A 20,699-nucleotide genomic window follows, 5' to 3' on the forward strand; every position below is an offset into this window, starting at 1 on the left:
GTAAACATCATTCTTTATCGAACATCGATATTTTCTTTCTTTGAAAGAAAAATCTAGGTTAAGCTACAAAGAGCACACGGAGGATGCCTAGGCGCCAGGAGCCGACGAAGGACGTGGCGAACAACGATAAAGCCTCGGGGAGCTGTAAGCAAGCTTTGATCCGGGGATGTCCGAATGGGGAAACCCGGCTGTCTTCATCGACAGTCACTTTCTGCTGAATACATAGGCAGAACAGAGGCATACCAGGGGAACTGAAACATCTAAGTACCCTGAGGAAGAGAAAACAATAGTGATTCCGTCAGTAGCGGCGAGCGAACGCGGATTAGCCCAAACCAAGGAGCTTGCTCCTTGGGGTTGTGGGACGTCTCACATGGAGTTACAAAGGAACCGGTTAGATGAAGAGGTCTGGAAAGGCCCGCCAGAGAAGGTAAAAGCCCTGTAGTTCAAAACCCGTTCCCTCCGAGACGGATCCCGAGTAGTGCGGGGCACGTGAAACCCCGTATGAATCCGGCAGGACCATCTGCCAAGGCTAAATACTCCCTGGCGACCGATAGTGAAGCAGTACCGTGAGGGAAAGGTGAAAAGCACCCCGGAAGGGGAGTGAAATAGATCCTGAAACCGTGTGCTTACAAGAAGTCAGAGCCCGATCTATGGGTGATGGCGTGCCTTTTGTAGAATGAACCGGCGAGTTACGTTCCCGTGCAAGGTTAAGGTGAAGAGCTGAAGCCGCAGCGAAAGCGAGTCTGAATAGGGCGAGTTAGTACGTGGACGTAGACCCGAAACCGGGTGATCTACCCCTGTCCAGGGTGAAGGTGCGGTAACACGCACTGGAGGCCCGAACCCACGCATGTTGAAAAATGCGGGGATGAGGTGGGGGTAGCGGAGAAATTCCAATCGAACCCGGAGATAGCTGGTTCTCCCCGAAATAGCTTTAGGGCTAGCCTCGGAATAAGAGTCGTGGAGGTAGAGCACTGATTGGGTGCGGGGCCCGCAAGGGTTACCAAGCTCAGTCAAACTCCGAATGCCATAGACTTGGTTCCGGGAGTCAGACAGTGAGTGCTAAGATCCATTGTCGAAAGGGAAACAGCCCAGACCATCAGCTAAGGTCCCCAAGTGTGTGTTAAGTGGGAAAGGATGTGGAGTTGCACAGACAACCAGGATGTTGGCTTAGAAGCAGCCACCATTGAAAGAGTGCGTAATAGCTCACTGGTCGAGTGACTCTGCGCCGAAAATGTAACGGGGCTAAACACGCCACCGAAGCTATGGCTTGATATTTAGGTATCAGGGGTAGGGGAGCGTTGAATGCGGGTTGAAGGTGTACCGTAAGGAGCGCTGGACTGCATTCAAGTGAGAATGCCGGTATGAGTAACGAAAAGATCTGTGAGAATCAGATCCGCCGAAAGCCTAAGGGTTCCTGAGGAAGGTTCGTCCGCTCAGGGTAAGTCGGGACCTAAGGCGAGGCCGATAGGCGTAGTCGAAGGACAACAGGTCGAAATTCCTGTACCACCGTAATCCGTTATGAGCGATGGGGTGACGCAGTAGGGTAGTGACGCGGACTGATGGATGTCCGTCTAAGCAGTGAGGCTGGTGTGTAGGCAAATCCGCACATCGTAAGGCTGGGCTGTGATGGGGAGCGAAAATTACAGTAGCGAAGGTCATGATCTCAGACTGCCAAGAAAAGCCTCTAGCCAGGAGAAGGTGCCCGTACCGCAAACCGACACAGGTAGGCGAGAAGAGAATTCTAAGGCGCGCGGAAGAACTCTCGTTAAGGAACTCGGCAAAATGACCCCGTAACTTCGGGAGAAGGGGTGCCTCGGTAGGGTGAATAGCCCGAGGGGGCCGCAGTGAAAAGGCCCAAGCGACTGTTTAGCAAAAACACAGGTCTGTGCGAAGCCGCAAGGCGAAGTATACGGGCTGACGCCTGCCCGGTGCTGGAAGGTTAAGGGGAGTGGTAAGTCCTTTGGGGCGAAGCTATGAACCGAAGCCCCAGTAAACGGCGGCCGTAACTATAACGGTCCTAAGGTAGCGAAATTCCTTGTCAGGTAAATTCTGACCCGCACGAATGGCGTAACGACTTGGGCGCTGTCTCAACGAGAGATCCGGTGAAATTTTAATACCTGTGAAGATGCAGGTTACCCGCGACAAGACGGAAAGACCCCATGGAGCTTTACTGCAGCTTGATATTGAATTTGGGTACGATCTGTACAGGATAGGTGGGAGCCTAAGAGACTTGAGCGCCAGCTTGAGAGGAGGCATCCTTGGGATACCACCCTGATCGTATCTAGGTTCTAACTTGGTACCGTGACCCGGTACGAGGACAGTGTCAGGTGGGCAGTTTGACTGGGGCGGTCGCCTCCTAAAGAGTAACGGAGGCGCCCCAAGGTTCCCTCAGAATGGTTGGAAATCATTCGAAGAGTGCAAAGGCAGAAGGGAGCTTGACTGCGAGACCTACAAGTCGAGCAGGGACGAAAGTCGGGCTTAGTGATCCGGTGGTACCGCATGGAAGGGCCATCGCTCAACGGATAAAAGCTACCCTGGGGATAACAGGCTTATCTCCCCCAAGAGTCCACATCGACGGGGAGGTTTGGCACCTCGATGTCGGCTCATCGCATCCTGGGGCTGAAGTAGGTCCCAAGGGTTGGGCTGTTCGCCCATTAAAGCGGTACGCGAGCTGGGTTCAGAACGTCGTGAGACAGTTCGGTCCCTATCTGTCGTGGGCGTAGGAAATTTGAGAGGAGCTGTCCTTAGTACGAGAGGACCGGGATGGACGTACCGCTGGTGTACCAGTTGTTCCGCCAGGAGCACCGCTGGGTAGCTATGTACGGAAGGGATAAGCGCTGAAAGCATCTAAGCGTGAAGCCCCCCTCAAGATGAGATTTCCCAAATAGTAAGACCCCTTGAAGACGACGAGGTAGATAGGTTGGGGGTGGAAGTGCAGTAATGCATGGAGCTGACCAATACTAATCGGTCGAGGGCTTATCCTAAGTATAGGACGCAATGGAGTTTCGGATCCAGTTTTCAGGGTGTAACACCTTGAAGGTATGTAGAAGATACATACGATAAGCGCATGGCTATTCATTTACACGATTAGTGATGAACTGAATATCGATACGGAAGAATTTGTTTTACAAATTCATGTTTGGTGGCGATAGCGGAGGGGTTCCACACGTACCCATCCCGAACACGACCGTTAAGCCCTCCAGCGCCGATGGTACTTGGACCGCAGGGTCCTGGGAGAGTAGGACGTCGCCAAGCAAAAGTAAAAAGAACCACAATCTCAAGGAGAATGTGGTTCTTTTTTTGTGTTGAAAAGGTAAGACATATATACTTAACTTAATGGAAAGGTACAAATTGAGACTAACTCATATCAATTGAAGCTAATTTGAAATAAATTAGTACCAGGTATTAGTATCAGGTGTTATAATAGGGCAAGGATTATAAAGGAGAGTGATCAGATTGTTGAATTCTAAAGCAAAGCTTACGGCCCTGGGTACTTATGTACCTGAACGGATTTTGACGAATGCTGACTTGGAGAAGCTTGTGGATACTAGTGACGAGTGGATTGTGCAACGAACGGGTATGCGTGAACGGCGAATTGCGGCTGAAGATCAATATGTATCTGATTTATGTATTCAGGCCGTTACACGTATGATTAACCTCTATAACGTAAATATAAACGAAGTTGATATGATCATTGTAGCAACAAGTACACCTGATTACTACTTTCCAAGTACAGCTTCACGGATTCAGGCGTATTTTAATATTCCAGATACGGGATCCATGGATGTAAGTGCAGCATGTGCAGGGTTCACCTATGGACTTCACCTGGCTAATGGCCTTATTACGGGTGGTCTACACCGTAAGGTGTTAGTGGTGGGAGCGGAAACGTTGTCTAAAATTACAGATTATACGGACCGGACGACTTGTATACTTTTTGGAGACGGCGCAGGGGCTGCTCTTGTTGAATGTGACGAGGATGAAGGATCATTTTTAACCGCAGATATCGGAACTTATGGACAAGGGGGAGTTCATCTATATCGTGCAGGTTTATCTGATTATTTAGATGGAGAAAAGTTGCAAACTAATGGATTTCTTGTTCAAAATGGACGTGAGGTTTATAAATGGGCTGTTCGCTCTGTCCCAGCGGGAGTAGAACGGTTATTGGAGCAGGCTGGAATGAAGAATGAGGATCTTGACTGGTTTGTACCGCATAGCGCCAATCTGAGAATGATCGAATCCATATGTGAACGAGGGGCAATACCTTTGGAAAAGACGCTGACAAGTGTAGAGTTTTATGGCAATACATCGGCGGCATCTATTCCTTTGGCTTTACAGTGCGGTTTGGATGATGGGCGTTTACGGTATGGGCAGCGGGTATTGTTATATGGGTTCGGAGGGGGCCTGACTTATGCAGGCCTGCTGTTAAAATGGAGCGTGCCTGATTTGTAAGCTGTCCTATAAAATGTAGAAGTAATAGTATGTACAATCACGTCTTTGAGAGCCGTTGGCATTTGATTTATCGTAAGATGGGAGGATGGTATAATTAACAATATAAGAGAAAGGGGCGTAACATGAAGGTATTAGTATTAGCAGAAAAACCATCCGTAGCCAGAGAGATTGCACGTGTGATGGGAAGCCGTGAGAAGCATAAAAGCTATATAGAGGGGCCTAAGTATGTTGTGACGTGGGCGTTAGGACATTTGGTTGGACTGGCAGAGCCGGAGGATTATGATTCTAAGTATGCGACCTGGAATTTGGAGGACCTGCCGATCCTTCCAAAGAGTACCAAGCTGAAGGTACTGCGGGAAAGCAATCATCAGTTCAAGGCTGTGCAGCAGCTCATGAAGCGGCAGGACATTGGAGAGCTTATTGTGGCAACGGATGCTGCTCGTGAAGGGGAGCTGTTGGCACGTTGGATTATACAAATGGCGAACTGGAAAAAGCCTTTCCACCGCTTGTGGATTTCATCACAGACGGACAAGGCGATTAAGGAAGGTTTCGCGAAGCTGTTGCCTGGACAGCAGTTTGATCGTTTGTATGAATCGGCTCGTTGTCGGGCTGAAGCAGACTGGATGATTGGTCTGAATGTGACTCGCGCATTGACCTGTCGCTATAACGCTCAGCTTTCGGCGGGAAGAGTACAGACACCGACGCTGGGGATGATTATGGAACGTGAGAAGGAAATTACTCAGTTTCGTTCTCAGGAATATGATACATTGACGGCGGACTTTGGTGATTTTCAGGCAACTTGGCGTGCGGAAAATGGCGATTCACGCATGTTTGACCGTACTCAAGCAGAGGCTTTGCGCCGCAAATTGGAAGGCGTCAAAGGCATGGTTGCCAGTGTCAAAAAAAGTGAAAAGAATGAGCCACACCCGTTGGCTTATGATTTAACCGAGCTGCAAAGGGATGCCAACCAGCGCTACGGCTTTTCGGCCAAGCAGACATCTAATGTGCTTCAACGTCTGTATGAGCAGCATAAGCTGGTCACGTATCCACGTACAGACAGCCGTTATCTGACATCCGATATGGTGGATACCCTTAAGGAACGGCTTAATAGTGTGGCTGTAGGCCCGTATGCTTCCTTGGCACGTCCGTTACTGCGCAAGAGCTTGACGGTCTCGAAGCGAATTGTGGATGACAGCAAAGTAACAGATCACCATGCGATCATCCCTACAGAGCAGACGTTGTTACTTAATCAGCTAGGCCCGGAGGAACGTAAGCTGTATGATCTGATTGCGCGGCGATTTATCAGTCTTTTCTATCCACCTGCTCGTTATGATGCTGTAGCGGTTGCAGTAACGGTAGAGCAGGAAACGTTTCAAGTCAAAGGCACGACAATAAAAGATAGTGGCTGGCGTGCTGTATATGACGGAAGTCTCTATGATACGGACGACGAAGCAGAGGAACGTGAGGACAACGGAAGTGGTGTTATTTTACCTGAACTGAAAAAAGGGGATTCCGTCCGGGTTCAGCGTTGCCTTGTGCGTGCTGGACGAACGATGCCGCCGAAGCGGTATACGGAAGCGGCACTACTTGCTCAGATGGAGAAGCATGGTCTGGGTACTCCTGCTACTCGCGCGGATCTGATTGAGAAGCTGGTTAGCTCGGATACAATTGAGCGTCAGGGAAATGTAATGCATCCAACGGGGAAAGGCAAGCAACTGATTGAGCTGGCAGCTCCACAGCTAAGAACACCGGAGCTGACGGCACGTTGGGAAGCGGAGCTGGAACGAATCGCGCGTGGTCAAGGGCAACCAGGACCGTTCCTGGACTCCATTCGTGCGATGGCGAAAGAGCTGGTTTCCACTGTGAAAAATAGCAGTGCCGAATACAAGCCCCATAACGTGACAAACAGCCATTGCCCGGATTGTGGTGCAAAGCTTTTGGAGAAGAAGGGCAAACAGGGCAAGTTCCTCGTATGTCCAAGTGTGGATTGCGGCTATCGCCGTTCGGGAGAAAAACGTTTGTCGAATCGTCGTTGTCCGCAGTGCCATAAAAAAATGGAAATGAAAGAGGGCAAGGCGGGGTTGTATGTAAGATGTCTGTCTTGTGGCATTACCGAGACGCTGGACAAGGACAAGCAACGGGTAAACAAACGTGAACAGCAGAAGCTGGTAAGACAATATGAAAAGCAGGAGCCTCTTGGCTCCAGTCTGGGTGATCTACTGAAAGCAGCCTTGGAACAAAAGCAGGGGAAATAACTGAAAGCTAACAGTAGACCAATACTAAGGCAGCAGTAATGACAAGAAGCAAGCAGCAAAATCGGTATAAAAGCTCTCTCTCTTTGGCATGGTAAGCCTAGGAGGTGAGTAGTTATGCCCAAGCATAAACCGCTTAAAATCAACAATCAGCAAAATAAATCAAGTATATTGGAGGAAGAAATCGCTCCACATCCAGAGAAGCAAGCGAAATATCCTCCAAGCCTGAATGGAATTCCTAAACAGCAGTCTTGATACGAAGTGGCAGGAGCCATGGATTGTATCAAAAATGGAATCAGTTATCCATTGAATGGTATGGATTTAACCATCTGACAGGCAAACTTAAACTTGAAGCTATATCAAGGCTGAGACAATTGGCCTCCGTATGGAGTTGTAGGTTGTCATTGTCTTGCGAAAAAGGAGCAACAGTTACGGTATATCACCGTTACTGCTGCTCCTTTTTTTTGTGAGCTGGCTTTTATATCTTATTGTTCATTGAGAATGCTTATTTGGATTTTCACAAATCCTTATTTACTCATTTATTAGTATTCATTAAAGAAGGACTGAATTTCTTTAACATCATGCGTTTGAGTCAAAGCAAGCATGAGCAAGATCCGTGCTTTTTGCGGATTGAGCGAGTCAGTGGAAACAAAGTTGGACGCTGCGTCTTTCGTTGACGGAGAGACGATCCCGCTCCCTACACGGCTGGAACGTGCGATGATGACTCCTTTTTTACCTGCTGCCTCAGCACCTTCTGTAGAGGTCTTGGACAAGGAACCATTGCCGGAGCCTGCCACGACGATCCCTTTGGCACCTGCCGCTACGGCTGCATCATACAGATAGCGCCCGTTATTTTGATATTCGTATAAAATATCTACCTGAGGCAGTTGGGTCAGAATGGAAATATCGAACATAGAAGCAGTTGTATGCTTGTGTGTAGATTTGTTGTAGTAGTACACTTGATCTCCCACAACAGCTCCCAGGTATCCCTGCTCCACAGACTTGAACGTATCGACTGCTGTCGTGTTCGTTTTGGTAATGTATCTCGCTGCACCGATACGGTCATTTAGCAGTACGAGTACGCCTTGACCTTTGGAGGCTGAAGCCCCGGCGACTTTGACAGCATTATAAAGGTTAAAAGGACCATCGGCGCTGATTGCTGTAGCTGGACGCATGGAGCCAACGACAACCACAGGCTTATCGCTATTGACGACCAGATTGAGGAAATAAGCGGTTTCTTCCAGCGTATCTGTACCATGAGTAATAACGATTCCGTCTACATCATCTCTGGCGAGCAGTTCATTCGTACGTTTGGCGAGTTTTAAAAGGATATCATTATTAATGTCAGGACTGCCCACGTTGACAACCTGTTCACCGCTGACGTTTGCAATACTTTTCATTTCAGGAACGGCGTTAATCAGAGTCTCGACACCCAACGCGCCTGCTTTGTAGTCGGTTGTATCGGTGTTGACGGCAGATGACCCTGCGATGGTTCCCCCAGTAGCAAGTATTTTAATGTTGGGTAGATTATTCGTTTGTGGTTTCTCAGATTTATCGGTGATGGTAGTGGCAGATGGAGGTACAGTCGTGCTGGTGGTAGCTGCTGCCGCAGCGTTAGCGGTAAAACCACCACTCCATAAGGTACTTCCGAGAATAAAGCTGGCCAGCAGGGGAATCATTGTCATTTTTTTCATGTTAGTCATATAAAGCTCCTCTCCAATGTGAAAAACATAGATATGAATGATAGATTAACTGACAAATATTTTGTCGAATTACGTTAATATCACGAATTATAGAGGCTGAAATTGTTTTTAGTCAATATATATGTCATATAATATGACGTAATAACTTATTTTTTATGAATGTAATCGTTTTATTGTTTGTATAAGGTGTTTTGTAAGGTGATAGCAATTACTTTTTATATGATTTTGTATAGAGTTCATTAGTAGGATGATAGGGGGAGCTAACTTTATGTAAGTCATACGATTACACAGGGTAAACCGAAATTGACCGGTCTTCCGGCCGTTCTACAATATACAGTATTCAATGAATTAGATGCTATCACTCGTTCTGTACGTTTTGAAAATATAGGCAGTTCAAATGTAACGCTCCGACGGGCTTTGAGCTGTAATGTGGATTTCGTGACGGTGATTATGATATGTGCAATTGTCTGGTTCATGAGGTAGGGAGAATCATTCCAGACGCCGGAAGCTGTACTGGTTCGTTCCTGGGAAGAATTGTATGATATGTCGCGCACCTATCATCGCTTATATTGAACAAGACTGTCAAGAGGAGGATTTCGTGATCAGGTCGTCCGGTGCTGATTAAAAACTGTGGGAAAGCCACGTATTTTAATTTTAATGGGGATCGGATTAAAGAAATTGCTTCGGCTGGTCAGGAACTTGGAATTGAGCTGTTTGTACTGGACGATGGTTGGTTGTCTGTCTGGGTAGACTGGGAGAAGAGATTACTGCGACAGGATAGAAGTGAACATCGAAATTACAATAAGCAGACACCTCAAAGGGAGCCTGCTTGTTGTTTTTGCAGAAGCTAAAAGAAGGTAATGTATCTGGTTTTTGCAACATCTAAAGTAAATACATTGCAATCCAAACTGACATTATACGTGAATAACATGGTTTTACAGCAGGGTACCTGCAATTAAGGATTGTTGGTATGCTGTTTGGTTGGCAAGCTGGCGCTGGGAGTTCCTTTTCCTCTTTTACGGTTGCGTTCTGCCTTTTTTGCATTTTCCCGCAGCTTTTCGACGTATTCATGGGTGCTTTCCATCGTAGTCCCTCCTTTAATTCAAGGATATCCGTCATACAACGTTACTATATCCGCAAAAGCGGTATTTCAGTCAGGAGAAGGCGTTGTTTCTGCAAAAGGGGTGGAGTTATAATGAAGGGGAGAGGGCTTAGAGGGGCTAATGCCTGGACTCGGTACGGTGTGTAAAAGGAGGGGAGACATTGCAGACAGGCTTGTTGGTGTGGCTGCTGTTTATAAATGCAGTAGGCTATCTGGTAATGTCGGAAGACAAAAAGAGGGCGCGTAAGCACCGTGATCGGGTACCCGAACGGACGCTATTTTTGCTGGCCCTGATTGGGGGAGCGTTGGGCGTGCTGATTGCAATGTACCGCAAACGCCACAAAACGCGGCATATGAGCTTCAGACTGGGTATTCCTGCGTTGCTGTTCGTTAATGCATTGCTGTACGGGTATTTTTTACGGTAAAGCCGTGGTTTAGGCTCTCATGGGGATGTTTAATGATGAGTAAGGCGGCTATGCTAGCGTCCGGCAATGTGAATGTATGAGCGGCCAAGGGAATACATATTTCAGGCGTTGTTCTGACAAACTGAATAGGAAGAGGTGCATATGTATGTTATTTTCGAAAATATTGCTTGCTTATGACGGTTCCGAGGCATCCAACAAGGCCTTGCTGAAGGCAGCAGAATTAACCAAGGCATCACCGTCCTCGCAGCTTGAGGTTGTAACAGCATTTGATTTTCCGCGTATATTCATGGGGGAAGGTTTGGCTCCGATTCCAGCTTCGGTGAATAAAGAATATTACGATTTGGCGGAGCAAACCACGGATGAGGTCAAAAAACGGCTTGCCGACCAGGGCATTGACGCTAAGGTGGAGCTGATTCAGGGTTCGCCAGCTGAAGTTATTTTGGATTATGCGAATGAAAATGGCTTTGATGTGATTGTGATCGGCAGCCGTGGTTTGGGCGGTATTCGTGAATTTGTGTTAGGCAGCGTCAGTCATAATGTGGTGCAGCATGCACGCATTCCTGTGCTGGTCGTGAAGTAACAGAATAGAAGGAATAAAAGTCGGATTACTGCCTGTACAGGAAGTACCGGCTTTTATTTTTTTGTGGAGCATAGAGCCGATCTATGATGGTAGTCTGAGGCAAAGAGTCGGCTAAATGTATAGCTACCGTCCCGTCTTGCGGGTAGAAAAGGGTTTGTGTTTTGTAAAACACGAACATTCAATTGGTTGATTTTAATAATGTTCGTTTCCAAGTTGACATAAGGTGTAGGGAATTGTTAAACTATGAAGTGTATTGTCGATAAAAAAAGAACTTTAGGTAAAAATTAATAAGGTACACATGCTTGAGCCGAAACAGACCACGATTATACTTGTAAAGAATATGTTTAAAGGTCGAGTAGGCAAAATGATGACTCGTATAATGCCGGGGATATGGCCCGGAAGTTTCTACCTGGAAACCTTAAATTTCCGGACTACGGGAGACATACGGCTGAAGCCGCATTTGTTGCGGTGAAACAGGCTTGCCTTTGGCATGCCCTTGAGAGGCTTTGTCGTTTGTTTTTCGTAGTCCGGTGTCTTGAAAATAACATTATTTTCGAGTGCCGGATTTTTGGCGCTTATTGATAAACAGGGAGTGAAGGACATGTCAGTGCAGGTCGCTGTTATTATGGGCAGCACATCGGACTGGGACACCATGCAGCATGCATGTGCAGTGCTGGACGAGCTTGAAATCGGATATGAAAAAAAGGTAGTCTCAGCCCATCGAACGCCGGATCTGATGTTTCGTTTTGCAGAGGAAGCCGCTGGGCGCGGGCTGAAGGTTATTATTGCTGGAGCGGGTGGCGCGGCGCATTTGCCGGGTATGGTGGCGGCCAAGACGACATTGCCAGTCATCGGTGTGCCTGTCCAGTCGAAGGCGCTGAACGGTCTGGACTCCTTGCTCTCCATTGTGCAGATGCCGGGAGGCATTCCGGTCGCTACTGTAGCAATTGGTAAAGCAGGCGCTACGAATGCAGGGCTGCTGGCAGCACAAATATTGGCTGCTTTTGATGAAAAAGTGCGCCAGCGGGTCGAAGCAAGACGCGACCGTATCCGTGATGAGGTGCTGGAAGGCAGTGACTCGCTATGAATGAGGCATGTAAACCCGCAGGCTGTGTTCGACCTCCCGGTACAACGATTGGACTTTTGGGAGGCGGACAGCTGGGGAGAATGCTGGTACTGGCGGGAGCAAAGATGGGATACCGTTTTGTGACGCTGGACCCGACACCGGATAGTCCGTGCGGGCAGGTGTCAGAGCAGATTTTCGCTGCCTATGATGATGAGCATGCAGCCAGAGAGTTGGCCGGGCGATGCGATGTGATCACGTATGAGTTTGAAAATGTGGATGCAGGAGTAGCCGCGCTTTTGGAACAGGAATCAAGTGTGCCGCAGGGTAGCCGTTTATTGTACACAACACAGCATCGACTACGGGAGAAACGCTCCATTGAAGCCGCTGGCGTTCCGGTCGCTCCGTATCGTGAAATCGGCAGCGCTGCTGATATGGTTCAAGCGGTAGCCGAGTTGGGCGTGCCATGTGTACTCAAGACAGCCGTCGGCGGTTATGATGGTAAGGGGCAGGCGGTCATTCGCCAAACTGGGGAAGCTGTAGCTGCCTACGAACGGCTGGCTGGTAGCGGTGCGGAACTGGTGCTAGAACAGTTCATTCGTTTTCGCTGTGAAATCTCGGTAATCGTCGCACGCAGCACGAACGGGGAAGCCAAAGCCTTCCCACCTGCGGAAAACATTCATGTGAACAATATTTTGCACACGTCGATTGTACCCGCGCGCGTGCCACAATCCGTGCAGGAGGAAGCAAGCAAGCTGGCTGTGGCTGTGGCGGAATCGTTAGGTGCGGTGGGGCTGCTTGCTGTAGAAATGTTCGTTACCGAAGACGGACAATTGTACGTCAATGAGTTGGCACCGAGGCCACATAACTCCGGTCATTATACGATGGAGGGATGCGCAACGTCGCAATTTGAGCAGCATATACGTGCCATTTGTGGCTTGCCGCTGGGAAGCACAAAGCTGCTGACTCCAGTCGTTATGGTCAATGTGTTAGGTGAGCATTTGGAGGACGTGATTCAGCGGTTCGTGCAGGCGGATGCCGAAGCTGAAAGATTGGATGTTGTACCCAAGCTGCATTTGTATGGAAAAAGCGAAGCCAAACCAGGCCGAAAGATGGGACATATGAATCTACTGTGCCAGGATGCGGAACAAGCGCTGGAATGGATCGAACAAACCAATATTTGGGGGAATAAATAGTTATGATCGAACGCTATAGCAGACCGGAAATGAGAGCCATTTGGACGGAAGAAAATAAATTTAAAGCATGGCTGGAAGTAGAATTGTGTGCCTGTGAAGCTTGGGCAGAATTGGGCGTTATTCCGAAAGAGGACACTGTGGCGCTGCGTAAGAACGCAAGCTTTGATATTGACCGGATCTATGAAATCGAACAGGAAACAAGACATGATGTCATTGCTTTTACCCGCACGGTGTCCGAAAGCCTTGGCGATGAGCGCAAATGGGTGCATTACGGCCTGACCTCCACGGATGTGGTAGATACCGCACTGGGCTACCTGTTGAAGCAGGCGAATGAAATTCTAGAGCGCGATATCTTGAATTTTATTGAAATTTTGAAAGAAAAAGCACTGGCTTATAAGCATACGCCGATGATGGGCCGTACACACGGGGTACACGCTGAACCGACGACGTTTGGCCTGAAAATGGCTCTGTGGTACGAGGAAATGAAGCGCAATCTGGAGCGTTTCCACTTTGCGGCTGACCAGGTAGAGTACGGTAAAATGTCTGGCGCAGTCGGAACGTACGCTAACATTGATCCAGCGGTAGAAGAGTTTGTATGCCGCAAGCTGGGCACCAAGCCTGCGCCAATCTCCACGCAAACGCTCCAGCGTGACCGTCATGCCGAATACATGGCGACATTGGCACTGGTAGCCACATCGTTGGATAAATTTGCAACCGAAGTCCGCGCCCTGCAAAAGAGTGAATTCCGTGAGGTGGAAGAAGCCTTCGCGAAGGGTCAAAAAGGTTCCTCTGCGATGCCGCATAAACGCAATCCAATCGGTAGCGAAAATATTTCCGGTCTGGCGCGTGTGATTCGCGGGCATATGGTATCCGCGTATGAGAACGTAACACTGTGGCATGAACGAGACATTTCGCATTCTTCCGTGGAACGTATCATTTTGCCGGATGCAACGATGCTGTTGAACTACATGCTGAACCGTTTTGGCAATATCGTGAAGAACCTGACGGTATTCCCTGAAAATATGAAGCGCAATATGGCGCGTACGTATGGTGTACCGTTCTCCGGTCGTATTATGACGAAGCTGATCGACAAGGGCTTTAGCCGTGAAAAAGCCTACGATACCGTACAGCCGCGTGCTATGCAGGCATGGGAAGAGCAACGTCAATTCCGTGAAATCGTCGAGGCGACTCCGGAAATTACCGCTGTACTCAGCCCGGATGAAATCGAGGATGCGTTCAACCCGGCATGGCATCTGAAAAACGTAGATACGATCTTTAAAAAGCTGGGATTAGGGGAGTAGGAGCGAAGGTTGGCGCTTGGTGAGGCCGCTGCGCGAACGGATCATTCTTCCGATTGCTGTTGCCCCTGGATTCCTGGATTGAAATAAACCCGTAAAGGTTGGAATCCATGGGCAAAGGCAAGCGCTGACGCTTCTCCAGAACGATTCCGTTCGCTTCGCTGCAATCCAGCACCAACCCTCGTGTGGGAGCAGGAATAGGGGGAGGTGCGGTGTATAACATGCCGCACACCCCAAAGAGTGATAGAAAAGCGTGTTCCACTGCTTTTCTGTCGCGAAGCAACGTTCTTGGGAGGGCTGCCGAATTTGCGTAGCAAACAGCCTGCAGCCCTCCCAAGAACGCGCAAGGCTCAAGGAGCGAAGCCTTGAGCCAACGTATAAGTGCGTATGCGTAGCATATGCGCACGACAGGCAAAGCCTTAATGCTCGGCCGCATGGCATGCCGAGCCACGGCCACGGGCCGAATGGTAGGCGACATGTAATACGCCGAGCCATGGTACAACCGTAAGCTGCATATAAAATTGCAGCTTAGAGCTTTCAAAGTTGATACGAAGCAAACGCTCGTAAAAACGTCGATATGCGCCAACGTAAAAGCGTTGCTGGATTAAAGCTTGTGCCAACAAGCCTTAATCCAGCGGAACGCGCTCACACCACCCCAGCTCCAGTAACCCGTCATCCCCTGCTCACTGCGCCAACCCTTGCGGGAGTCCCGAGGGCAGCAGCCCTGGGGGTCCTCCCCGAGGGGAGGATTTAGGAGGGGCAAGGTTCGATTTAGGAGGGGCCAAGGTTTGAGGGGCAAACTCTTTTAGAGGAGGAAGTTAGAAATGTCATTGTCTACTGCCGAGGGTCTGATCCATGCGCCGCTGCTCTACAAAGGCAAGGTGCGTGAGCTGTTTGATCTCGGAGAGCATTTTCTGATTGTCGTGACGGACCGGATTTCGGCCTTTGATTATGTGCTGGAGCCACCCGTGCCCGAAAAGGGGAATGTGCTGAATAAGCTCAGCGCTTTCTGGTTTGAACAGACGAAGGACTTGTTGGAAAACCATGTCGTGCATACCGATGTGAACAAGCTCGGACATGTGATCGACGAACAGAATAAAGAATTGCTGAAAGATCGGATCATGGTCACGCTGAAGGCTGAACGTATCGACATTGAGTGTGTGGTGCGCGGATATATTACTGGAGGCGGCTGGCGTCAGTATGAGCAGAACGGTGAGGTGAACGGCATTCCATTGCCGAAGGGGCTACGTAAAAATGAACGTTTTCCCAAGCCTTTATTTACACCTGCTGCGAAAAATGATGTTGGACACGACGAGGACATTTCCCTTCATCAGATGAAAGAACTGGTCGGGGCTGAACTGACAGGCGAGCTTGAGGAAAAAAGCTTGGCATTGTACGAATTTGCGCGTGCTTTCTGCGAGAAGCGTGGAATTATTTTAGCTGACTGCAAGTTTGAGTTTGGTCTTGTTGGTGGAAAGGTTATTTTGATTGACGAAATTTTCACCCCGGATTCATCCCGTTTTTGGGCACAGGAAAAGTATGAGCTGGATGTCGAGATTGACAGCATGGACAAGGAACCGGTGCGAAGCTATTTAGCTGCATCCGGTTGGGACAAGAACAGCAAGCCCGATCCGTTGCCTGCTGAGGTCGTAGAAGAAACGACTGCAAGATATACGGATATTTGGCGGCGTCTGACGGCACAGTAAATAGTAATCATAATTCAACCAATAGGATTCATCCATTCGGAGGAGGAACTGAAGGAACATGATTAAAGCAACGGTCTATGTCACAATTAAGCAAAGCGTTTTGGACCCGCAGGGGGTTGCGGTGCAAGGCGCACTGCATTCTATGGGCTTCGGAGAAGTGGACAGCGTCAGAATTGGTAAGTATATGGAATTGAATCTGGATACAACAGACCGCGAGAGTGCAGAAAAGCGCGTCATCGAGATGTGCGAAAAGCTGTTGGCCAACACGGTCATTGAAGACTACCGCTACGAACTGGAGGGCTGATTCCATGAAATTTGCAGTTCTGGTTTTTCCGGGCTCCAACTGTGATATTGACTGCTATAAGGCGGTAGAGGACACGGTCGGTGAACCTGTCGATTATGTTTGGCATACTGCGACGGATCTGTCGCCTTATGATTGTATTCTTGTTCCAGGAGGCTTCTCCTACGGGGATTACCTGCGTTGCGGCGCGATTTCCCGGTTTGCCCCGGTGATGAAGGAAGTAGCCAAAGCGGCTGCCGAGGGCAAATACATTTTGGGTATTTGCAACGGTTTTCAAATTTTGACCGAGGCCGGGCTGTTGCCTGGTGCTTTACGCCGTAATCTGTCGATGAAGTTCCGTTGCCACGATACGGTGTTGAAGGTTGCGAATAACGAAACGCCTTTTACAAAAGATTATGCTGCCGGTGAAGAGATCGTCATTCCGATCGCCCACGGTGAAGGCAACTATTACTGTGATGATGAGACGCTGGCTCGCTTGCAGGCGAATAACCAGATCGTATTTACGTATAAAGATAATCCTAACGGTTCCGTAACGGATATCGCAGGGATTTGTAATCAGCAAGGAAACGTACTGGGCATGATGCCTCACCCGGAACGCGCGGTGGACGCATTGCTTGGAACGGATGACGGCAAACGTATGTTTACATCTATTTTGAACGCTTGGAGGGATCGTCATGGCGCAGCAAGTGTCCGCTAAGGAACCAACGGCAGAGCAGGTTGCCGAGCATAAACTGTATCAACAGATGGGTGTGTCGGACAGCGAATATGCGTTGATCTGTGAATTCATGGGACGTCAGCCGAACTATACAGAGATTGGCGTATTTAGTGTCATGTGGTCAGAGCATTGTGCTTACAAAAACTCCAAGCCGTTGCTGCGTCGTTTTCCAACGAGTGGTCCGCGAGTTCTGATGGGACCGGGTGAAGGCGCAGGGATTGTAGATATCGGTGATAACCAGGCGGTTGTTTTTAAAATCGAAAGTCATAACCATCCGTCGGCTGTAGAACCTTTTCAGGGGGCAGCGACAGGGGTCGGCGGCATCATCCGTGATATTTTCTCGATGGGTGCAAGACCTGTGGCGGTGCTGAACTCCCTGCGTTTTGGCAAGCTGGAGAGCGACCGTGTGAAATATTTGTTCGAGCATGTGGTATCCGGTATTGCGGGATATGGGAACTGTATCGGTATTCCGACGGTAGGCGGCGAGGTTGTATTTGATGAAAGCTACGAAGGCAATCCACTCGTCAATGCGATGTGTGTCGGACTGATTGACCATGATAAAATCCAGCGCGGTGTTGCTAAAGGGGTCGGTAACCCGGTGTTTTATGTGGGACCGCCGACAGGCCGTGACGGGATTCACGGAGCGACATTCGCATCGGTTGAGCTGACCGAGGAATCCGAAGCGAATCGCACGGCGGTTCAGGTAGGCGATCCATTCATGGAGAAGCTGGTCATGGAATCATGTCTGGAGCTGATCGACAGCGGTATTGTACTGGGTATTCAGGATATGGGCGCGGCAGGGCTTACCTGCTCCAGTGCGGAGATGGCGAGTAAGGCTGGCAACGGCCTTGAGCTGTATCTGGATCAGGTACCACAGCGTGAAGAGGGCATGACACCTTATGAAATGATGCTTTCTGAATCACAGGAACGCATGCTGTTCGTAGTAGAACCGAAGGATGAAGCACAGGCGCTGGAAATTTTCGAGCGTTGGGGTGTCATTTGTGCCAAGGTCGGCAAGGTGACGGATGACGGGCGTCTGCGTTTGTTCCACCACGATGAAGTGGTGGGTGACATGCCAGTGACAGCGCTGGTGGACGAGTGTCCGATTTACGATAAGCCATCTGAGGTTCCTGCTTATTATGAGCAAAACGCTGCCATTGACACACTGCGTTATGCAGAAGTGACGGATTTGAACGATGCGCTGAAAAAGGTATTGTCTTCGCCAAGTGTAGCCAGTAAGAAATGGGTATATGAGCAGTATGATTACATGGTTCGCACTAGCACGGCCGTTCGTCCGGGCTCAGATGCAGCCGTAGTGACGGTGCGCGGAACCCGCAAGGGACTCGCCATGACGACGGATTGTAACGGACGTTTCGTATACCTTGATCCAGAGGTAGGCGGACGGATTGCGGTCAGCGAAGCAGCACGTAATATTGTATGCTCCGGCGGCGAGCCACTGGCGATCACGGACAACCTGAACTTCGGCAACCCTGAGAAACCGGATATTTTCTGGCAAATGGAAAAAGCTGTAGACGGGATGGCAGAAGCTTGCCGCGTACTGGATACCCCCGTTATCGGGGGCAATGTCAGCTTGTACAACGAAAATGCCAAAGGCTCCATCTATCCGACGCCTGTTGTGGGCATGGTAGGTCTGGTGCATGATACGGATCATATTACGACACAAGGCTTTAAAGCCGAAGGTGACGTGATTTTCCTGGTGGGAGAAACGAAGGCCGAGCTGGGAGGCAGTGAGTTCCAGGCTGTCGTACACGGTGTATCTGAGGGACGCCCGCCTGAGCTGGATTTGAACGTAGAGAAAAAACTGCTGACTGCGGTGCTTAGCGCCATCCAATCAGGCTTGGTACAATCCGCGCATGATCTGGCAGAGGGCGGATTGGCTGTAGCGCTTGCCGAATCCGGGATTAGCGGCGGATTGGGAGCACAGGTCAACGTAGAAACAACCTTGCGTCCTGACCATGCTTTGTTTAGCGAAAGTCAGTCCCGCATTTTGTTATCTGCATCGCCGGATCAAGCGTCTGCGCTGGAAGCACATCTGCGTGGTTTAGAAGTGCCAGTTACCGTATTAGGAAAAGTTGAAGGATCACAATTGACAGTTGAGGTGAACGGACAACCCGCTTTGAACGAGGCAGTCGCCAGTTTGAAGCAAATCTGGGAGGATGTCATTCCATGTCTGATGAAATAACAGCACGGACGTTGTGGACTGGAGATTATTATAATGAAGGCTCTGGTAAAGAGGGGCTGTTTGATAAATTAAAAGAGGAGTGCGGCGTATTCGGGGTGTACAGACACTCCGATGCTGCTTCTCTAGCATATTACGGATTGCATGCGCTCCAGCATCGTGGGGAGGAAAGCGCGGGCATCTGTGTGAGCAGTGGCGACGAGTTCCATTATCATCGTGGAATGGGCCTTGTTAAAGAAGTGTTCAATAAAGATTTGATGGCTTCGCTGACAGGCGACATTGCCATAGGACATGTGCGCTACTCGACAAGTGGAGACAGTAAGCTGACGAATGCACAGCCATTGGTTTTCAAATACCGTGATGGTGATCTGGCGGTAGCGACGAACGGGAATATCGTGAATGCTTTGCAAATCCGGCATGAGCTGGAGCAGGGCGGGTCTATTTTTCAAACGACAAGCGATACAGAAGTAGTAGCGCATTTGATAGCTCGGTCGTCCAAGGATTTGGTGGAGGCCGCCAAAGATGCATTGAAACGTATCGTCGGCGGGTTTGCTTTCCTCATTATGACCAACGATAAACTGCTAGTTGCTTCTGATCCCAACGGCTTGCGTCCGTTGACGATGGGCAGATTGGGTGATGCATATTTGTTTGCTTCTGAATCCTGTGCTTTGGAAACGATTGGAGCAGAGCTGTTGCGCGATATCGAGCCGGGTGAACTGTTGGTGTTGGACAAAAATGGACTGCACGAAGACCGTTACAGTGAAGGCAAGCATCGTAAAGCATTGTGCGCGATGGAATATATTTATTTTGCCCGTCCGGACAGTGACTTGAACGGAGCCAATCTTCATGCTGCACGTAAAAGAATGGGCAGCCAAATGGCGTTGGAAGCTTTTGTCGATGCTGATTTGGTTACCGGGGTACCGGATTCCAGTATTTCTGCGGCAATTGGTTATGCAGAGCAGACAGGTATTCCTTATGAATTGGGCATGATTAAAAATAAATACACCGGACGTACCTTCATCCAACCGAGTCAGGAGCTGCGCGAGCAAGGTGTGAAAATGAAGCTGAGCGCCGTACGCCGCGTTGTCGAAGGTAAACGGGTCATCATGATCGACGATTCCATTGTGCGGGGCACCACATCCCGTCGAATCGTGAATATGCTACGGGATGCGGGGGCGCTAGAGGTACATGTACGTATCACCTCGCCGCCTTTCAAAAACCCGTGCTTCTACGGTATCGACACGCCGGATCGCCGGGAACTGATCGCGTCGTCCAAAACAGTCGAGGAAATCCGCCAGGAGATTAACGCCGATTCGCTCTATTTTATGAGCGCTGAGGGCTTGATCGCCGCTGTAGGCGGATATAACGAAGAGGATTACAAAGGCGGTTTGTGCCTGGCCTGCTTCGATAATGATTATCCCACTCAAGTGGATTTCAAAGGCGAAGAAAAGCTCGGATGTAGTTGTTGAGAAAAAGGGAACAAAAGAGGTACAACGGTGCATGGTGGGGATGGGGATGGCGGTTCTGAGGGGGCCACTCCGCGAGTGGAAGGTTCTTCCGATCGCTGTTGCCGCTGGATTCCTGGATTGGAATAACCCTTACAGGGTTGGAATCCAGCGGCAAAGGCGAACGCTTCGCTTCTCCAGAATCCTTCCACCCGCTGCGTTCCTCAGTTATACATCCCTTTGCAGCCGTGCCTGTACCTCTTC

18 protein-coding genes, 2 rRNA genes, 1 pseudogene and 1 riboswitch are annotated in these 20,699 nt (G+C 49.4%); of the genes and pseudogenes, 17 read left to right on the forward strand and 4 right to left on the reverse strand.

Annotation, left to right across the window (positions count from 1 at the left end):
* Window positions 1-56 precede the first annotated feature (56 nt).
* From QMK20_RS03910 to QMK20_RS03930, 5 genes are all read left to right on the forward strand, one after another.
* Window positions 57-2,984, forward strand: a 23S ribosomal RNA gene (locus QMK20_RS03910).
* A gap of 154 nt (window positions 2,985-3,138) precedes the next feature.
* A 5S ribosomal RNA gene (gene rrf / locus QMK20_RS03915) occupies window positions 3,139-3,255 on the forward strand.
* A 201-nt stretch (window positions 3,256-3,456) separates the two neighbouring features.
* Window positions 3,457-4,449 carry a ketoacyl-ACP synthase III gene (locus tag QMK20_RS03920; RefSeq protein WP_283654680.1) on the forward strand — a complete coding sequence of 331 codons (993 nt, stop codon included), beginning with the start codon at window positions 3,457-3,459 and terminating at the stop codon, window positions 4,447-4,449.
* Window positions 4,450-4,571: 122 nt separating this feature from the next.
* Window positions 4,572-6,704 (forward strand): DNA topoisomerase III, encoded by a 2,133-nt coding sequence (locus QMK20_RS03925; protein WP_283654681.1) that lies wholly within the window; start codon window positions 4,572-4,574, stop codon window positions 6,702-6,704.
* 114 nt (window positions 6,705-6,818) lie between these two features.
* On the forward strand, window positions 6,819-6,956 hold the full coding sequence (locus tag QMK20_RS03930; protein ID WP_167518699.1) for a hypothetical protein: 138 nt from the start codon (window positions 6,819-6,821) through the stop codon (window positions 6,954-6,956).
* 287 nt (window positions 6,957-7,243) lie between these two features.
* Here QMK20_RS03930 and QMK20_RS03935 read toward each other — a convergent pair whose 3' ends face one another.
* On the reverse strand, window positions 7,244-8,404 hold the full coding sequence (locus tag QMK20_RS03935; RefSeq protein WP_283654682.1) for a type II asparaginase: 1,161 nt from the start codon (window positions 8,402-8,404) through the stop codon (window positions 7,244-7,246).
* 303 nt (window positions 8,405-8,707) lie between these two features.
* Between QMK20_RS03935 and QMK20_RS27535 the strand changes: the two genes are divergently transcribed.
* On the forward strand, window positions 8,708-8,887 hold the full coding sequence (locus tag QMK20_RS27535) for a glycoside hydrolase family 36 N-terminal domain-containing protein (protein WP_404521026.1): 180 nt from the start codon (window positions 8,708-8,710) through the stop codon (window positions 8,885-8,887).
* Window positions 8,888-9,138 (forward strand): annotated as a pseudogene (locus QMK20_RS27540) (alpha-galactosidase); the annotation flags it as partial.
* A gap of 221 nt (window positions 9,139-9,359) precedes the next feature.
* Here the strand turns inward: QMK20_RS27540 and QMK20_RS03945 are convergent.
* Window positions 9,360-9,488, reverse strand: coding sequence for a DUF4023 family protein (locus QMK20_RS03945; protein WP_023987044.1), 129 nt, complete (start codon window positions 9,486-9,488; stop codon window positions 9,360-9,362).
* A gap of 179 nt (window positions 9,489-9,667) precedes the next feature.
* On the opposite strand from QMK20_RS03945, the gene QMK20_RS03950 reads away from it, so the two are divergent.
* The 5 genes from QMK20_RS03950 to purB all read left to right on the forward strand — a co-directional run bounded on the left by QMK20_RS03950 (window position 9,668) and on the right by purB (window position 14,071).
* Complete coding sequence (locus QMK20_RS03950) at window positions 9,668-9,931, forward strand: DUF1294 domain-containing protein (protein ID WP_044647005.1); 264 nt, start codon at window positions 9,668-9,670, stop codon at window positions 9,929-9,931.
* A gap of 145 nt (window positions 9,932-10,076) precedes the next feature.
* Entirely contained in the window at window positions 10,077-10,511 is a 435-nt protein-coding gene (locus QMK20_RS03955) for a universal stress protein (protein WP_044647006.1), read from the forward strand.
* A gap of 352 nt (window positions 10,512-10,863) precedes the next feature.
* Window positions 10,864-10,965: riboswitch (purine riboswitch) on the forward strand.
* 147 nt (window positions 10,966-11,112) lie between these two features.
* Window positions 11,113-11,598, forward strand: a complete 486-nt coding sequence (gene purE, locus QMK20_RS03960) for a 5-(carboxyamino)imidazole ribonucleotide mutase (RefSeq protein ID WP_283654683.1) — start codon at window positions 11,113-11,115, stop codon at window positions 11,596-11,598.
* A complete protein-coding gene (purK, locus tag QMK20_RS03965; protein ID WP_283654684.1) occupies window positions 11,595-12,770 on the forward strand; it encodes a 5-(carboxyamino)imidazole ribonucleotide synthase in 1,176 nt (391 codons plus the stop codon). The genes purE and purK overlap by 4 nt, the downstream gene beginning before the upstream one ends.
* Window positions 12,771-12,772: 2 nt before the next feature.
* On the forward strand, window positions 12,773-14,071 hold the full coding sequence (gene purB / locus QMK20_RS03970; protein ID WP_283654685.1) for an adenylosuccinate lyase: 1,299 nt from the start codon (window positions 12,773-12,775) through the stop codon (window positions 14,069-14,071).
* Here purB and QMK20_RS03975 read toward each other — a convergent pair.
* Window positions 14,046-14,291 carry a hypothetical protein gene (locus QMK20_RS03975; RefSeq protein ID WP_283654686.1) on the reverse strand — a complete coding sequence of 82 codons (246 nt, stop codon included), beginning with the start codon at window positions 14,289-14,291 and terminating at the stop codon, window positions 14,046-14,048. The genes purB and QMK20_RS03975 overlap by 26 nt on opposite strands.
* A gap of 196 nt (window positions 14,292-14,487) precedes the next feature.
* Entirely contained in the window at window positions 14,488-14,688 is a 201-nt protein-coding gene (locus tag QMK20_RS03980) for a hypothetical protein (RefSeq protein WP_283654687.1), read from the reverse strand.
* A gap of 204 nt (window positions 14,689-14,892) precedes the next feature.
* Between QMK20_RS03980 and QMK20_RS03985 the strand changes: the two genes are divergently transcribed.
* Genes QMK20_RS03985 through purF form a run of 5 tightly spaced genes read left to right on the forward strand, consistent with a single transcriptional unit; the run spans window position 14,893 to window position 20,459 of the window.
* The gene (locus QMK20_RS03985) at window positions 14,893-15,774 is read left to right on the forward strand and encodes a phosphoribosylaminoimidazolesuccinocarboxamide synthase (protein WP_283654688.1); all 882 of its coding nucleotides are present in this window, start codon (window positions 14,893-14,895) and stop codon (window positions 15,772-15,774) included.
* A gap of 58 nt (window positions 15,775-15,832) precedes the next feature.
* A complete protein-coding gene (gene purS, locus QMK20_RS03990; protein WP_014279841.1) occupies window positions 15,833-16,078 on the forward strand; it encodes a phosphoribosylformylglycinamidine synthase subunit PurS in 246 nt (81 codons plus the stop codon).
* A 4-nt stretch (window positions 16,079-16,082) separates the two neighbouring features.
* A complete protein-coding gene (gene purQ, locus QMK20_RS03995) occupies window positions 16,083-16,772 on the forward strand; it encodes a phosphoribosylformylglycinamidine synthase subunit PurQ (RefSeq protein WP_283654689.1) in 690 nt (229 codons plus the stop codon).
* Window positions 16,750-18,993, forward strand: a complete 2,244-nt coding sequence (purL, locus tag QMK20_RS04000; protein ID WP_283654690.1) for a phosphoribosylformylglycinamidine synthase subunit PurL — start codon at window positions 16,750-16,752, stop codon at window positions 18,991-18,993. Before purQ ends, purL begins: the two co-directional genes overlap by 23 nt.
* Window positions 18,978-20,459, forward strand: coding sequence for an amidophosphoribosyltransferase (gene purF / locus QMK20_RS04005; protein WP_149096211.1), 1,482 nt, complete (start codon window positions 18,978-18,980; stop codon window positions 20,457-20,459). The genes purL and purF overlap by 16 nt, the downstream gene beginning before the upstream one ends.
* Window positions 20,460-20,699: the final 240 nt, after the last annotated feature.

Source organism: Paenibacillus sp. RC334, assembly GCF_030034735.1.
GTDB classification, from domain to species: domain Bacteria; phylum Bacillota; class Bacilli; order Paenibacillales; family Paenibacillaceae; genus Paenibacillus; species Paenibacillus terrae_A.

Coding starts and splice junctions, on each gene's coding strand:
- QMK20_RS03925 (WP_283654681.1), top strand. CDS start 4,572: ATGAAGGTATTAGTATTAGCAGAAAAACCATCCGTAGCCAGAGAGATT.
- QMK20_RS03930 (WP_167518699.1), top strand. CDS start 6,819: ATGCCCAAGCATAAACCGCTTAAAATCAACAATCAGCAAAATAAATCA.
- QMK20_RS03935 (WP_283654682.1), bottom strand. CDS start 8,404: ATGACTAACATGAAAAAAATGACAATGATTCCCCTGCTGGCCAGCTTT.
- QMK20_RS03945 (WP_023987044.1), bottom strand. CDS start 9,488: ATGGAAAGCACCCATGAATACGTCGAAAAGCTGCGGGAAAATGCAAAA.
- QMK20_RS03955 (WP_044647006.1), top strand. CDS start 10,077: ATGTTATTTTCGAAAATATTGCTTGCTTATGACGGTTCCGAGGCATCC.
- purE (WP_283654683.1), top strand. CDS start 11,113: ATGTCAGTGCAGGTCGCTGTTATTATGGGCAGCACATCGGACTGGGAC.
- purK (WP_283654684.1), top strand. CDS start 11,595: ATGAATGAGGCATGTAAACCCGCAGGCTGTGTTCGACCTCCCGGTACA.
- purB (WP_283654685.1), top strand. CDS start 12,773: ATGATCGAACGCTATAGCAGACCGGAAATGAGAGCCATTTGGACGGAA.
- QMK20_RS03975 (WP_283654686.1), bottom strand. CDS start 14,291: ATGTTATACACCGCACCTCCCCCTATTCCTGCTCCCACACGAGGGTTG.
- QMK20_RS03985 (WP_283654688.1), top strand. CDS start 14,893: ATGTCATTGTCTACTGCCGAGGGTCTGATCCATGCGCCGCTGCTCTAC.
- purS (WP_014279841.1), top strand. CDS start 15,833: ATGATTAAAGCAACGGTCTATGTCACAATTAAGCAAAGCGTTTTGGAC.
- purQ (WP_283654689.1), top strand. CDS start 16,083: ATGAAATTTGCAGTTCTGGTTTTTCCGGGCTCCAACTGTGATATTGAC.
- purL (WP_283654690.1), top strand. CDS start 16,750: ATGGCGCAGCAAGTGTCCGCTAAGGAACCAACGGCAGAGCAGGTTGCC.
- purF (WP_149096211.1), top strand. CDS start 18,978: ATGTCTGATGAAATAACAGCACGGACGTTGTGGACTGGAGATTATTAT.